Origin of the sequence: Enterococcus moraviensis ATCC BAA-383 (assembly GCF_000407445.1) — a bacterium.
Lineage (GTDB): Bacteria > Bacillota > Bacilli > Lactobacillales > Enterococcaceae > Enterococcus_L > Enterococcus_L moraviensis.
Genome location: NZ_ASWB01000001.1, coordinates 990968 through 1006332, shown reverse-complemented (window position 1 = coordinate 1006332; position 15365 = coordinate 990968). Strand labels below are relative to the sequence as shown.

The 15365-nt window shown below is 37.4% G+C and carries 14 protein-coding genes; 13 read left to right on the top strand and 1 reads right to left on the bottom strand.

The window, feature by feature from the left end:
* The first annotated feature begins 103 nt into the window (after positions 1 to 103).
* The 7 genes from I586_RS04725 (at position 104) to I586_RS04695 (ending at position 7282) form a co-directional block, all read left to right on the top strand.
* The gene (locus I586_RS04725; RefSeq protein WP_010764310.1) at positions 104 to 292 is read left to right on the top strand and encodes a hypothetical protein; all 189 of its coding nucleotides are present in this window, start codon (positions 104 to 106) and stop codon (positions 290 to 292) included.
* 30 nt (positions 293 to 322) lie between these two features.
* Positions 323 to 706 (top strand): PTS sugar transporter subunit IIB, encoded by a 384-nt coding sequence (locus tag I586_RS04720; protein WP_010764311.1) that lies wholly within the window; start codon positions 323 to 325, stop codon positions 704 to 706.
* A 253-nt stretch (positions 707 to 959) separates the two neighbouring features.
* Positions 960 to 1958 (top strand): LacI family DNA-binding transcriptional regulator, encoded by a 999-nt coding sequence (locus I586_RS04715; protein ID WP_010764312.1) that lies wholly within the window; start codon positions 960 to 962, stop codon positions 1956 to 1958.
* A gap of 74 nt (positions 1959 to 2032) precedes the next feature.
* Positions 2033 to 3712, top strand: a complete 1680-nt coding sequence (locus tag I586_RS04710) for an alpha-glucosidase (RefSeq protein WP_034701789.1) — start codon at positions 2033 to 2035, stop codon at positions 3710 to 3712.
* On the top strand, positions 3702 to 5138 hold the full coding sequence (locus I586_RS04705) for a PTS transporter subunit EIIC (protein WP_010764314.1): 1437 nt from the start codon (positions 3702 to 3704) through the stop codon (positions 5136 to 5138). Before I586_RS04710 ends, I586_RS04705 begins: the two co-directional genes overlap by 11 nt.
* Positions 5135 to 6604: a glycoside hydrolase family 32 protein gene (locus I586_RS04700; RefSeq protein ID WP_010764315.1), complete on the top strand. Its 1470-nt coding sequence runs from the start codon at positions 5135 to 5137 to the stop codon at positions 6602 to 6604. The genes I586_RS04705 and I586_RS04700 overlap by 4 nt, the downstream gene beginning before the upstream one ends.
* A gap of 282 nt (positions 6605 to 6886) precedes the next feature.
* On the top strand, positions 6887 to 7282 hold the full coding sequence (locus I586_RS04695) for a GNAT family N-acetyltransferase (RefSeq protein ID WP_010764316.1): 396 nt from the start codon (positions 6887 to 6889) through the stop codon (positions 7280 to 7282).
* Between the two features lie 561 nt (positions 7283 to 7843).
* Here I586_RS04695 and I586_RS04690 read toward each other — a convergent pair.
* Positions 7844 to 8542: a TIGR00266 family protein gene (locus I586_RS04690; RefSeq protein WP_010764317.1), complete on the bottom strand. Its 699-nt coding sequence runs from the start codon at positions 8540 to 8542 to the stop codon at positions 7844 to 7846.
* Between the two features lie 313 nt (positions 8543 to 8855).
* Between I586_RS04690 and mobA the strand changes: the two genes are divergently transcribed.
* Genes mobA through fdhF form a run of 6 tightly spaced genes read left to right on the top strand, consistent with a single transcriptional unit; the run spans position 8856 to position 15361 of the window.
* Positions 8856 to 9437 (top strand): molybdenum cofactor guanylyltransferase, encoded by a 582-nt coding sequence (gene mobA, locus I586_RS04685; RefSeq protein ID WP_279615031.1) that lies wholly within the window; start codon positions 8856 to 8858, stop codon positions 9435 to 9437.
* 26 nt (positions 9438 to 9463) lie between these two features.
* Positions 9464 to 10273: a formate/nitrite transporter family protein gene (locus I586_RS04680; RefSeq protein ID WP_010764319.1), complete on the top strand. Its 810-nt coding sequence runs from the start codon at positions 9464 to 9466 to the stop codon at positions 10271 to 10273.
* A complete protein-coding gene (locus I586_RS04675; protein ID WP_034701522.1) occupies positions 10251 to 10844 on the top strand; it encodes a hypothetical protein in 594 nt (197 codons plus the stop codon). Before I586_RS04680 ends, I586_RS04675 begins: the two co-directional genes overlap by 23 nt.
* The gene (locus tag I586_RS04670; RefSeq protein WP_010764321.1) at positions 10841 to 11329 is read left to right on the top strand and encodes an NADH-quinone oxidoreductase subunit NuoE family protein; all 489 of its coding nucleotides are present in this window, start codon (positions 10841 to 10843) and stop codon (positions 11327 to 11329) included. The genes I586_RS04675 and I586_RS04670 overlap by 4 nt, the downstream gene beginning before the upstream one ends.
* A gap of 11 nt (positions 11330 to 11340) precedes the next feature.
* Positions 11341 to 12639, top strand: a complete 1299-nt coding sequence (locus I586_RS04665) for a complex I 51 kDa subunit family protein (RefSeq protein ID WP_010764322.1) — start codon at positions 11341 to 11343, stop codon at positions 12637 to 12639.
* Position 12640: 1 nt separating this feature from the next.
* Positions 12641 to 15361 (top strand): formate dehydrogenase subunit alpha, encoded by a 2721-nt coding sequence (fdhF, locus tag I586_RS04660; RefSeq protein ID WP_010764323.1) that lies wholly within the window; start codon positions 12641 to 12643, stop codon positions 15359 to 15361.
* Positions 15362 to 15365 lie beyond the last annotated feature (4 nt).

The window sequence follows — 15365 nt, the reverse complement described above, 5'->3', positions numbered from 1 at the left end:
GCTGCTTATACAGTTTTTTTGTCGGGATTTATTGTTCTTTTCTTCTCAAAAAACGAGTATAATGAATTTAAACGATAATGATGAATAGAAAGTAGGAATAACAATGGATAAGAAAGAAATAAAAGAAACAAGTCAATTTTTAGTTACGGAATACAAAGACAGTCTTAAAAATGGATTTATCGAAACACCTAGTCAGTTTATGATGCGTATGAATGTAGAGTCAAAAGTTGAAGAATATGTCCGTCCGTTGTTAAATCAAGCAGAACAAGAATTTAAAGAAAGCAAAAAATAAGCGTTCATTATTGTTATAGGGAGGAAGACGATGCTTGTTTACATTTGTTGTGCTGGTGGTATGATATCTAGTATGTTTTGCCAAAAAATCGCAAAAGCGGCAGATCCTAAGGAAGTTTATTTTGGACAACTTCATGATGTAATTGCTGATTTTCAGAATTTATCAGCTACGTATTCTACGCTGATTGCATATGGTGGGGAAGGCGAAATTACTAAATTGAGTGTAGAACCCATCTTTAAACCGTATGTTGATCGTGTTATGGTTTGTCCGCAAGTTCGGTATAAAACGGCAAGTTTACAAAAACTTCTATCACCTTTAGACATTCCTTGCATGGATATCGATATGAAAACTTTTGGGAATATGAATGGAGAAAAAGCGTTAAGAGATATTTTAGATTTTAAGCAAGAAACATAGTACGCTACTGATAGAAGCAAAGGTGCAAATTGATTTAGCTTGCTACAATGCAAGCTTTTTTGCGTGAGTTTGACCTATTTTTAAGAGATAATAAGCGAGGGAATCAAAATGACGACTGGCAGAAGGGGCTATTTGAAAAGGTACAAAAGTAAGAAGCCAATCATACGAAAACAGTAGGTTTTCATTTTTAGCATTGACAAAAATAAAAAGATACTCTATATTTATGGTATCGATATCACAAGAGGAGAAGAAGATGGCAACGATCAAAGATGTCGCAAAAAAAGCTGGTTTATCTGTTTCAACAGTTTCACGTTTTTTGAATGATCATCCGTATATTTCAGATGATAAAAAAGAACGAATCCAACAAGCAATGGATGAACTAAATTATGCACCGAGTGCGATTGCAACACAACTTCGCTCAAAAAAATGTACAACGATCGGTGTGTTGATTTCAAGAATCACCAATCCATTTTTTTCTTATTTAGTGGATGCAATCGAAAAACAAGCAAAAGAATATGGCTATCAGCTATTGATCATGCAAACGTATGATGATCCAAAAGCAGAGCTGAAAATGCTGGAGTATTTAAAACAACAAGTGGTTGCAGGGGTGATCATGACTTCTATTGAAAGCGATTCAAAAGTGATTGAAGGCTATTCAAAATATGGTCCAATTGCCTTGTGTAATGAAAGGTTAGAAGGAACAGGCATTCCAAACATTTCTACTAATCAAGAAGAAATCAGTTATGAAGCAACCAATTATCTGGTTCAAAAAGGGTATCGTAAAATTGCCTATTGTACCGGTGGAAATCTAACCATTGGTGGACATGGTCAGCGTCGAACGAAGGGGTTTGAACGAGCACTTGCTGAACATAATTTACCCATCAAAAACAAATGGATTTTTAAACAAGTCCATAACATGAAAGATGGTCAAAAAGTAGCAAAAGAACTATTAGCTCTACCTAAAAAGGAGCGACCAGATGCTGTCTTTAGTGGAAGTGACGAGGTTGGAATTGGAATTATCCAAGAAGTACTTCAACAAGGGTTACGTGTACCAGAAGATTTGGCGGTATTAGGGTTTGATAATCAGCCAAGCACAAGTATTATTGCCGTTCCACTCACAACCATTAATCAGCCAACAACAGCATTAGGAATCGAAGCAACGAAATTAATAGTTGCGTTGATTGAGGGAACAACCTACAAAGTAAATAAACAAGAGCTTATTTTAACGCTAATCGAGCGTAAATCCACCTAGGTGGATTTATTCTTACGAAAATATGATATCGATACCACAAGTGGTGAAAGGATGAATAAATAGTGAATATAGAAATGAAAGACAAAAAATGGTGGGAAAAAGAAGTGATTTATCAGATTTATCCCAAAAGCTTTAAGGATTCAAATAATGATGGAATAGGAGATATTCAAGGGATTCGAGAGAAGTTGCCTTATTTGAAAGAATTAGGGATTACCATGATTTGGATCTGTCCGATATTTACGTCACCAATGGTGGATAATGGTTATGATATCTCTGATTTTGAGGGAATCAATCCTGAATTTGGTACTATGGCTGACTTTGATCAATTGTTAGAAGAAGCGAATGAACTGGGAATCAAAGTGATTTTAGATTTAGTTATCAATCATACATCAGATGAACATCCGTGGTTCCAAGCAGCATTAAAAGACAAAGAAAGTCCGTATCGTGACTATTACATTTTTAAAAAAGGAAAAACAGAACCAAATAACTGGCGTTCGATTTTTGGTGGTTCAGTTTGGGAAAAGTTACCAGATGAAGAGGTCTATTATTTCCATGCCTTTGATAAAAAACAGCCCGATTTAAATTGGGAAAATCCAGTCTTACGCCAAGAATTATATGGAATGATCAATAGATGGTTAGAAAAAGGAATTGCAGGTTTTCGGATTGATTCGATTACGTTTATCAAGAAGGATCAAGATTTTGCCAGTTTACCAGCTGATGGGGTAGATGGTTTAGCTTCTTGTAAAAGTAAAACCCGGAATCGGCCAGGGATTGAAGTATTTTTGAATGAACTGAAAAGAGAAACCTTTGAGAAATACAATTGTGTCACAGTTGGGGAAGCGCCAGGCGTTCCTTATGAGGAATATGGAGATTTTATTGGAGATGATGGCTATTTTTCGATGATCTTTGATTTTAATTATTCAGATATTGATGTGGAATCTGGTTCTGATTGGTTTAAACGGACGAATTGGACAACGAAGGAATTTAAAGAGAAATTGAAACGATCCCAAGAAGTCTTACAAGCCAATGGTTGGGGCGCTAATTTCATTGAAAACCACGATCAACCGCGTGCTCTTTCTAAATTTATCAAACCTAAGTACCAAACGGATGAAGCTGCTAAAGCGTTAGGTATGCTCTATTTCTTTTTACGAGGAACGCCATTTATTTATCAAGCCCAAGAGCTTGGAATGCAAAATGCAAAACGTAAAACGATCGATCAATTTAATGATATCTCAAGTATCGATAATTATTATCGTTCGATTCAAGAAGGATTTTCACCAGAAGAAGCGATGAGCTTTGTTAATCAGCGAAGCCGAGATAACACACGTACGCCATTTCCTTGGAATGATAGTCAATACGGAGGATTTTCAACGACCACGCCATGGCTTGCGATGACCGAAGAATATCCAAGTCGAAATGCACAGCAGAACCAAGTATTAGCACATTACAAAAAAATGATCGAACTTAGACAACAAGGAATAGTAAGTGATATTTTAACAAAGGGGACAATTGTTTTCTTAGAGAATGTGCCAGATAATATTGTTGCATATAAACGTGTATTTAAGGAAACTGAAGTATATTCATATACTAATTTAAGTGATACGGAGGAACTAATTCCTTTAGAAAAAGGAGTGTTTGATTTACTTTTAAATTCCCATGATGATTTAGCAGTTGAGGGAAATGAATTAAAGCTCCATCCTTATCAAAGTGTTTTACTTAAAAAAATAAATGAGGTGAGTAGAAATGGCAATTGATTACAAACAAATCGGAGAAGAGATCATCGATGTTGTCGGGGAAGAAAATATTACAGGGATCACCCATTGTGCGACACGTTTGCGCCTGGAAGTAAAAGACCGAGAATTGATCGATGATAAAAAAATCGAAAAAATCGATCAAGTAAAAGGAGTATTCTTTAACGCTGGACAATACCAAATTATTTTAGGTACTGGCATCGTGAATAAAGTTTATGATTCGCTGGTTCAAAACAATCATGATTTATTGGAAAAAGAAACCTCTTTAGAAGAAATGAAAAAGCCAAGTAATCCAATCAAACACGCGATTCGTACGCTTTCTGATATTTTTGTACCGATTATTCCAGGAATCGTGGCAACGGGGTTGTTTTTAGGGTTGAAAGGCGTCTTTTTAAATGAAAGTGTTTTAGCTTTTTTTGGAACATCAACAGATAAAATTCCTGAATTTGCTTTAGTTTTGCTAAGTGTGTTAACAGATACTGTTTTTGCTTTTTTACCTGCGTTGATCTGTTGGTCCGCGTTTAAGAAGTTTGGTGGTACACCGATCATTGGGTTTGTGATTGGGCTGATGTTGGTATCGCCAATGTTGCCGAATGCTTATTCTGTGGCAGACATCAATAGTGGGGTTGAACCGTTGATGGCTTTTGGGTTTATTCCGATTGTGGGTTATCAAGGAAGTGTCTTAACCGCTTTAGTCATTGGGTTACTAGGGGCGAAATTGGAAAAAGTGTTACGTCGAAAAATGCCGAATTCCTTAGACTTGATGTTTACGCCTTTTGTGGTTATTTTGGTGATGTTGCTGACGGGTTTATTGGTTTTAGGGCCAATTTTACACTTTGTTGAAAATGGTTTGGTTTACCTGATTACTGGTTTGATCAAATTGCCATTTGGGATTGGTGGATTATTGATTGGCTTCTTATATCCTCTAGCAGTTATGACAGGGATGCATCATCTGTTTATTATGATCGAAACAAGTTTATTGGCAACAACTGGCTTTAATCCATTGATCACACTTTGTGCAATGTACGGCTTTGCCAATGCAGCTGTGAGTTTTGCTGTGAGTGTGAAGGCCAAAGATAAAAATGTAAAAGTGATTGGAACGAGTGCAGGTGTGACACAACTTTTAGGTGTAAGTGAACCAGCGCTATTTGGGATCACGATTCGTTATGGGATGAAACCGCTTGGCATTATGTTAGGTTGTTCTGCATTAGGCGGCGCTGTTTTATCGTTGTTAAATGTGCAAGCGAATTCATACGGGTTAGCGGTCATTTTGTCACCATTGATGTATATTTATAGCTCTTATCAATTAGTGACCTATATTGTGGTTGGCATTTGTATCTTTATCTTGTCGTTTGTATTGACGTATCTATTTGGTGTGCCAAAAGAAGTGATGATGTCAGATGATGAATATTTAGGAGAAGAGCAATGAGCTGGAGCAATGAACAACGCTATCGAGCGATAACGGATGCTAAGGATGGGGAACTGTCCGCATTAGAAGCGAAAGTCACAAAGAGTATCTGGCGGCAAACGTATCATATTCAGCCAAATTATGGTTTGTTGAATGATCCAAATGGATTTTGCTATTATAATGGCAAGTATCATCTATTTTATCAATGGTTTCCCTTTGGAGCTGTTCATGGGATGAAGCATTGGTATCATCTAACCAGCGCTGATTTAGTGGATTGGCAAGAGGAAGGTGTGGCCTTAATGCCAGAATTTCCTCATGAATCCCACGGGATATTTTCTGGAACGGGTTTTGTGGAAGAAGAGCAGTTGTATTTATTTTATACAGGAAATCATCGAAATGAAACATGGCAGCGGCGTTCTTCTCAATGCTTGGCGATTCTTTCAAGCGATGGCAAAATAGAAAAGGTAACAGAACCAGTTATCAGTGGACCTCCGAAACAGTACACACATAATTTTCGAGATCCTAAAGTGTTCAAAAAAGGCAATCACTATTATATGCTAGTTGGTGCACAACGAGAGGCATTAGAAGGGTGTTTACTCGTCTATGTGTCCGATGATTTGAAGTCGTGGAAATTTAAACAGGAACTAAAAACAAATCATGAATCGTTTGGCTTTATGTGGGAATGTCCAGACTATTTTTCGCTTCAAGGACAAGAGGTACTATTAGTGTCACCGCAGGGTTTAAAAGCAAAAGGAAATGATTTTCAAAATATTTATCATTCGGGTGTTTTTATTGGGGAATTTGACGAGCAAATGGTCTCTTTTGATACGCATGCATTTCAAGAGTTGGATAAGGGCTTTGATTTTTACGCGCCTCAAACCACACAAACTCCTGATGGCCGACAAATCTTAATTGGCTGGATGGGCTTGCCTGACACGGACTACCCAAGTGATAAGGATGGCTGGGCAAATTGTTTAACGACTCCAAGGGAATTATCTATAAAAAATGGCCGAATTCAGCAACAGCCACTTCAGGAATTGAAACAAAAACGAGTAAAAACAAAGCATCAGCAGGTACGAGTAGCAAGTAGTCGTGAACGATTAAAGACAATCTTTTCAGAAGCAGGAGAATACCAAGTCACGATAAAGGTAGAAGATGCCAAAAAAGCAGGAATTGCCTTTAGCGTTGGAGAAAATGAAGAAACAGTTTGTTTGTTAGATCGAGAATCTAAATATTTTAGTTTGGATCGCACTCAGTCAGGCATACCAGTAGCAACTGACTTTGGGACAGTGAGAAAAATGATCTACCAGCAACCGACTATTCAATTGACTATTTTTCTAGATCAATCCTCAATTGAAGTATTTGTTAATGATGGAGAAGCCGTTTTTTCTAGTCGAATCTTTCCAAAAGAAGACAGTCGTTTTATTGAATTGTTTGCAGAAAATGGTACAGCACAAATTGATATAACACAATGGAGTTATGAATAAAAAAGGAATAGGCATGTGTAAGTATTTAAATAGGTTGTGACAGTAGGAGTTGCTTCTGCCTCTAGGGTTCTCGTTTCACTCCGATCCTCGAAGCAGCGAGGACCATTTGCTCCCATTGTTTATTCGGATACTAGGTGTCTGGGATATAACTCGCAGAGTTATGTCCTAGACACTTTTTTTATTTTTTTCAGGTTTATCAAGTGAGAAAACGAAAAGGGACTAGTATTCTTTAGGAGAATCAGTTAATTTAGAATAAACAAGGGATGGAAAGGAGATTATATAATGGAAAAAATTACGATTATCACCAAAGAAATCAAAGAATTACTCAGTCAAGCTACAGCAAGAAATAAAGTGGACGATGAATTGAAAAAGTATTTAGACTATAACGATTGGATTTTATATCTACATTATGATAAGACTATTTTAGTAGGATGTATCGGTATTCAGATGCTGGAAAATAATAGGATAGAAATCAAACATATAGCAACAAAAAAAGCGTACAGACATAAACGAATTGGAAGCAATATGATAGATTATATAGTGAAAACATATGCTCCTTCTAAAATTTTTGCTGAAACGGATAAGGATGCTGTTGGATTTTATAAGAAGTCAGACTTTACAATTAATAGTTTAGGTGAAAAGTATCCTGGAGTAGAGCGATTTAGTTGTTTGAAATAAAAAAGAGTTAGTAAAATTTGAATAAAAATTGCAGCAACAAGGGTAAAAATTTCCTCTATTGTTATTTGTTTTAGCAGGAATCGGTATCCGGATTTATTTTGCAATCAAGCGGAATAGTTTCTTACATTCAAACAAAAAACATCTTAAAAACAATTTACACAAATATCCAGAATATATGATTTTGTTAAAACAATACCCGGAATAAATTCTAAGGAATGTTATAAAATGAAATAAGTGAGACATAACGTAGCGAGGTATATCTCACTTATTTTGGTAGAGTTAAAATCCTAAATCGCTGAAAATTGTCAAAAAGAGGAAAAAAAACTTGTAGGAAAATCAGTGAGTTTTTGTTGTTTTTTATGATATCTTACTAATTTTAATAATGAAATTATGGTTCAGAATGAGTTGAAAAAGAAAGCTCAGTGACATTTGCATGGCTATTATGGATTGTTAGAAGAATACAATGAAGTGAGTATGATATACTAAAAAAGGTATGCCACACTCACTTAGAACCTGAATAGACTGATGGAACAGAAGCAACCCCTTTTGTTTCATCTTTTTTTATGAACCAGAGCTAACAAAAGGGCTGATCAAACCAGCTAAGCCTTCGATGTTTCTTGTTTGAATCATGATTGTGCCAGTGCCATTAAATTCATTGACCACACCTTCACCTGTTGTAAAACCAAAAATACCAGAAGCAACTTTAATAGTGTAATCTAATGATTCTGACCAAGCGACAACGTGTTGATTGTCTACGACAAATGGCTTGGTTCCATCTAGTTGAATTTCTACGATATCCCCGTAACTATTGATCAATAACGATCCAGAACCCGCTGTTTCCATTACGAATAATCCACCGGTACCACCAAAAATGGCCCCACTTAGTTTTTGACGTTTCATATTATAAGAGACACTAGCATCACAAGCTAAGAATGCCCCTGTATTTAAGCGCCAATGCTCTGAACCGACTTGAAGTTCCTTGATAGTACCTGGAGTTGAAGGCGCTAAAACAACTTTAGCAGTATCGGTTAGACCAGATGCTTTTGTGATAAAGAAACTTTCCCCGCTAGACATTGAACGACCTAACGCACGAATTGCTCCGCCCAAACCAGATTTTCCGTTGCTATTCATTTTTCCTTCAAGATTGATCTCACCATTGTGATAAACCATTGCACCACTTTCTAATTGGATGCTTTCACCTGTTTTTAACCCTACTTCTACTAAAGGGAAAACGGTATTTTCTGTCATTGTATAGTTCATTAAAAGTAACCTCCTTGATTATGTCAATTCTAGTATACCTTATCTACATAGGCATTAGTGCAGTTTAAGCTGGATTTTCTAAAAAAAATAGAAGTTTTTTTCATCAATAAAGGATCCTTATAGATCCGAATGAACGTAGTGTTAAACTAAATCGAGGTAAGAAATACTAAAATAATAATTGACTTGTTGGAAGGATGTTTTATAATAGAATAAAAGTTATTACTAAAAAATATTTTTTAGTAATAATAAATATTTAGCTTGTGAGAGCATTTCAGTAGAACTGAAACCGTTCACTGCACGTTAAAAATGAGAGGTGATCATTATAAATCAGATAGCAAACTGTACGGTAGCCATTTTATGTGGCGGCAAAAGTTCAAGAATGGGTTTTGACAAGTCTTTGCTTCAAATAGATGGCGAATTTATGTTGTTGAGAACTATCAAGCAATTGAAAAAGATTTTTCCAGAAAGTTTACTTGTTACTAATAAGCGAAACAAATTTCCACAAATTTTTTCTCAAATTGAAATAGTAGAAGACCATTATCCAGAAAAAGGCCCTCTAGGTGGGTTGGTCACAGCACTAGAAAATTGTGAAACAGAGTTTCTCTTCGTAGTTGCTTGTGATATTCCTAATTTGAATATCGATTTGATTCGGAGAATGGCTACGTTTATTGCTTCATACGATGTCGTCATTTGTGTACAAGATAACCGTTTAGAGCCATTATTTACTTTTTATCATCGTTCTTGTTTACCGATTTTGAAACAACAACTTACCACAAATGACTGGCGTATCAAAAAACAATTTGATCGATTTTTAGTGAAAGAAATTCTCTTGGATTCTTCTGTCAGATTGAAAAATGTCAATTCACCAAAAGAGTTACCGTTATGGATTCAATAAATCAAGTTTCATGAAGGGAGTTTGAGATGGATTTTGAAAGTAGTCAAGACGTTGTTACAAGTTTAGGGGACAAAGCAGTTGCCAAAAGTCAGTTATCGTTTTTTAGATTAAGTGTGTTGGGGATTATGGCCGGTTTTTTTATTGCATTAGGGTATCTCTCCTTTATCAGAATCTCAGGAACTGTGCCAAAAAGTTGGGGAGGTTTTTCAACTTTTCTAGGTGGTTGTTTGTTTCCAATCGGATTGATAGCGCTTACTTTCTTTGGTGGTGAACTGGCAACGGGAAATATGATGGTAATGACGTTAGGTGTTTTACAGAAAAAGATAAGTGGAAAAAGTTTAGTGTTTAACTGGCTAATTGTGTTAATTACCAACTGTATTGGTGGCATGATCGTTGCTTATTTCTTTGGTCACATTGTTGGCTTAACAGAAGGGGCCTTTTTGGAAAAGACAGTTTCCGTTGCACAAGCTAAAATCGCAGACCCGCCTCTTGTAGCATTTATTTCTGGAATTGGGTGTAATATATTCGTCTGCTTAGCCGTTTATCTAGGTGCAATGGGAAAAACATATCTTGGTAAAATGTTTGGTCTTTGGTTTCCAGTTATGGTGTTTGTCGTTTGCGGTTTTCAACACGTTGTCGCAAATGCCTTCATTATTCCAGCAGCTATTTTTTCTAATGCTAGTACGATTCAATGGTCTGATTATCTTCTGAATACAGTGGTTGTCTTTTTGGGAAATGCAGTTGGCGGCAGTTTATTTTTAGCTGTACCACTAATGTTTGTAACGGCTGAAAAGAAGGAAGTGGGTGAGCCAGATGGTATTTACGAAAAGTATTGAAATCAACAATATGGTCCAAATCGGTTCTACTGGCCGTAACAGTGGGAAAACCACCATCGCCAAAAAAATTATCGCTAAAAATCAACACCGTTTTACTATGTATGGCTTAAAGATTATTACAATCAGCGGCGCACGCGGAAAATGCCAACGAGGAGAAACTGGGTGTGGTATTTGTACAAGTATTGATGAAGGTTATGAACTAATTGAAGAAACGAATCACAATGGATCGAAGGACACGATGGAATTATTAAAAGCAGGATGTAAGAAAGTCTATTTACTAAAAGTATTTCATGATCATTTATTAGAAGGATTTTTATCATTTCTTCAGTTTGTACCAAGAGACACGTTGATTATCTGTGAATCCAATTCAATTCGTGAAGTTGTGAAACCTGGTTTATTTCTGATGATGGACAATCAAAAAGGGATCAAAAAGACAGCAGAAAATGTCATTGATCGGGCTGATTTTATTATAGAGACATCAAAGGTACTGGATACATTTATCCTAACTAAAACCAAAAACGGTGTTCGATTTTCAGAGAACAACGTAGAAAATAGGAGAGAAAAAGTATGAGTTCATTAAGTTTATCAGAAAAAGAAGCAATTATTTTAGAAAATGATTCAGATCCACAGCGTATATTAAACATGTTGATTGCCATTCAATATGCATCTGAAGAAGGGTATATCGACGAAGAAACGGCAAAGCTTGTTGCAGATCGATTGCATTTGTCCCAAGCACGGGTTTATGAGATAGTGAGCTTTTACGCTATTTTGAAGGCAGAACCACAAGCAAAATACGTATTGAAAATATGCAATAGCACACCCTGTCTTTTTACAGGTGGTGATAAATTGGCTGAGCTATTAGAGACGATTTTAGAAGTATCTCAAGATCAACCGACACCTGACGGATTGTTTATGTATCATAGTATTCCGTGTATCGGAGCCTGTGACAAAGGACCTGTGATCAAAATCAAAGATACTGTATTTGCTGATTTGACGGAAGCAAAAGTTTATCAATTGATCGATGACCTCCAACGTGGATGTTATCAGAAGCTATAGGAGGAAGAAAGATGATCAAAAGAAATCAACCCGTTTTGTTAGAACGTATCAGTAAAATGAAACAAGCTACCAGTGTTGAAGAATATCAGAAATATCATGGATTTTCTGGTCTATTGAAGGCAATTGAAATGGAAAAAGAAGCTATTTTGGATGAACTGGATTTAGCTCATTTACGAGGACGCGGTGGAGCGGCTTTCCCATTAGGAAAAAAATGGCGGCATTTATATGGGGCCAAAGGCGACACGAAATACATTGTTTGTAATGCTGATGAAGGAGAGCCAGGAACGTTTAAAGATAAGGCGTTATTAGAACATGATCCCTTGAGTGTCATTGAAGGAATGGTAATCGCTGGCTATCTTTTTTCTGCTAAAGCAGGGTATATCTATATACGGGGTGAATATTTACGCATTCAAAAAATCTTTCAAGAAGCATTGGATAATGCGGAAAAAGCTGGTTTTTTAGGAGAAAATATTTTAGGAATTCCTGGTTTTAACTATAAAATCACGATTATTTCAGGTGCTGGAGCGTATGTTTGTGGAGAAAATTCAGCTCTTTTAAATTCAATCGAAGGCAAAACGGGTCGACCAAGAGTAAAACCACCACATTTAGCAGACGTTGGTTTGTATCTACAGCCTACTTTAGTGAATAATGTTGAATCATTTGCGGGAATTCCTGTGATTTTACGTGAAGGAGGACAAGCTTATCGGGATCTTGGAACGGAAGATGGTGGTGGCACTAAACTGATTTGTTTGTCTGGTCATATTAAAAATCGCGGTTTATATGAAGTAAATCTTGGCACATCGCTGCAGGACATTCTTTATTCTGAAGAATACGGCGGTGGTTCTTCGACTGGTCGACCATTGAAATTTATTCATTTTGGTGGGCAATCAGGACCGATCGGAGCTGTTCAAAATCTTGAGGATTGTATTTATTCCTATGAAGGATTGTGGGATAAGGATCTTTCGATTGGTTCTGGAGCAATCGTTGTGATGGATGATCAGGTGAGCATCGTTGATTATTTAGTACAGGTCGCTGCCTTTTTTGCACACGAATCTTGTGGTAAATGTACACCTTGCCGCTTAGGCACAACACGAATTTTGGAGCTTTTGACAAAATTCAATAATCAAACGGCTGTTTTAGGTGACCTTGAACGACTTGAAAAGATGTTGCAACATGTGACAAACCTTTCTGCATGCGGATTGGGCCAGTCTGTTGCCAATCCAATGAAAAGCGGTTTAGCTTATTTTCCTGAGGAATTTGAGGCTGGTATCCGTGAAGCAGTTGCACCAGTAAAAGGGGGGCTTTGGTAAGATGGAAACAAAATTAAAAACAACAACCATTACGATGTCGATCGATGATCAGCAGATTACGGTACCAAAAGGGACAACCGTGTTAGAAGCTGCATCAATGTTGAATATAGAAATCCCTACACTGTGCCATTTGAAGGAATTAGCACCAGATGGTTCATGTCGGATGTGTACAATTGAAGTCGAGGGTGGAAGAAAAGGTGGCTTGACCACAGCCTGTACGGCTCACTGCCAAGAAGGAATGGTGGTTCATACAAACTCTCCTAGAGTCAATGATTCCCGTCGCTTTATTTTAGATTTGTTGTTGAGTAATCATAAATTAGACTGTTTCTCTTGTGGTAAAAATGGAGCCTGTAAACTACAAGATTATTGTTTGGATTATGGAATTGAGGCTACCAGTTTTACGGATGGCAAACGGATGCCTTGTCACCAAGAAGACACCAGCAATCCATTTTTTGAGTATGATCCAGAAAAGTGTATTATGTGTAGGCGTTGTTCTAAGGTCTGTCAGTTGCGCCAAGGACGAGATGTCATTAGTATTGCCAAACGAGGCTTTGACACGAAAATGACGCCTAGTTATGGAGCTTCTTTTGATCAGTCACTTTGTGAGTCTTGTGGGAATTGCGTTTCAGCTTGCCCAACAGGTGCCTTAGTGAGTAAAGATCATAAAACTTATCGAGAGTGGGAAACCAAAAAAATTCCGACCACTTGTCCGCATTGTGGGACTGGTTGCCAAATGAATCTTGTGATCAAAGGAAATAAATTGGTTGGTGTTGAACCAATCAATGGTGCTGCAAACAAAAATCTTTTATGTGTGAAAGGCAAGTTTGCTTCGTATAAATTTGTAGGTTCAGGTGATCGTTTAACGGAGCCGCTGATTAAGCGTAATGGCGTTTTTGAACCAGCGACATGGGATGAAGCCTTGACCTTGGTTGCAGATAAATTTAGTCAATTGAAAACAGATCATGGTCCAGATTCTCTAGCTGGTTTTTCTTGTTCACGTTCCATTAACGAAGATAATTATGTTTTCCAAAAAATGATGAGAGCGGCATTTGGTACAAATAACGTAGATAATTGTGCTCGTGTTTGTCACTCGGCGTCTGTCCATGGGTTGGCGCATACGCTAGGCTCTGGTGCCATGACAAATCCTATTGCAGACATTACGACAGATATTGACGTAATCTTATTAGTGGGGTCAAATCCAGAAGAAGCTCATCCAGTGATTGGCTCACAAATTAGACAAGCGATGCAACGAGGAGCAAAGGTTATCGTAGTCGATCCACGTAAAATCGACCTCGTAAAAAATTGTGAGCTCCATTTACAAATCCAGGCTGGAACAAACGTAGCCTTTGCCAATGGGATGATGCATGTAATCTTAAAAGAAGGATTAGCTGATCGAACCTTTATTGAAGAAAAAACAGAAGGATTTGAAGCACTTGAACGTTTAGTTGCAGAATATACACCAGAAAAAGTGGCTGAAATTTGTCACATTGATCCACAAGATTTAATAAAAGCTGCGAGATTGTATGCAAAAGCGGAGAAAGCACCCATTATCTACTGTTTAGGTGTAACGGAGCATTCAACAGGAACCGAAGGTGTTATGAGTATGTCGAATATGGCCATGCTCGTTGGTAAAATCGGAAAACCTGGCTGTGGCGTTAATCCACTTCGCGGTCAAAATAATGTACAAGGTGCATGTGATATGGGCTGTATGCCGTATGATTTCCCTGGTTATCAAAAAGTTGCCGATCCACAAGCAATGGAAAAATTTGAAAAAGTGTGGGGAGTAACATTGAATAAAAATGTCGGAATGACTTCCACGCAAGTATTACCTGCAGCAACAGAAGGAAAAATCAAAGGATTGTATATCTTTGGAGAAGATCCGATTGTGACAGACCCAGATACGAATCATGTACGTAAGGCACTTGAAAATTTAGAGTTCTTTGTCGTTCAAGAATTATTTATGACAGAAACAGCAGCTTATGCAGACGTGGTGTTGCCAGGAATTAGTTATGCTGAAAAAGATGGAACATTTACGAATACCGAAAGACGTGTTCAACGAGTACGCAAGGTGGTGGAGCCAAAAGGAGAAGCACGAGAAGATTTTGCTATTTTCTGTGATGTAATGACACGCCTTGGCTATCCTTGTCACTATGACTCTGCCAAAGAAATCATGGATGAAATTGCAAGTGTAACCCCAACTTTTGGTGGAATCAACTATGATCGCTTAGAAGAAACAGGTGGTTTGCAATGGCCATGTCGTACAGTAGAAGACCCAGGTACACCGATTATGCATGTTGGTGAATTTACTCGTGGCAAAGGCCTATTTATGGCGATTCCATATAAAAAATCCAAAGAGTTACCAGATGAAAGCTATCCCTATTTAATGTCTACTGGTCGAATGTTGTATCATTATAATACTCGAGCGATGACAGGGAGAACAGAGGGAATCAATCAAATCGCAAATCGTTCCTATATTGAAATCAATACCGTAGATGCAAATCGTTTAGGAATCGAAGAAGGCGATAAAGTGGCAGTTAAGTCGAGAAGAGGAACGATTGAAACATATGCTGCAGTTGGCAATCGTGTCTTTCCACAAGAAGTGTTCATGACCTTCCATTTCCCAGATGGTAATGTCAACGAACTGACTATTGCTGAGTTCGATGATATCGCGATCATTCCAGAATATAAAGTATGTGCTGTTGCTATTACACCAATCAAATAAGGGA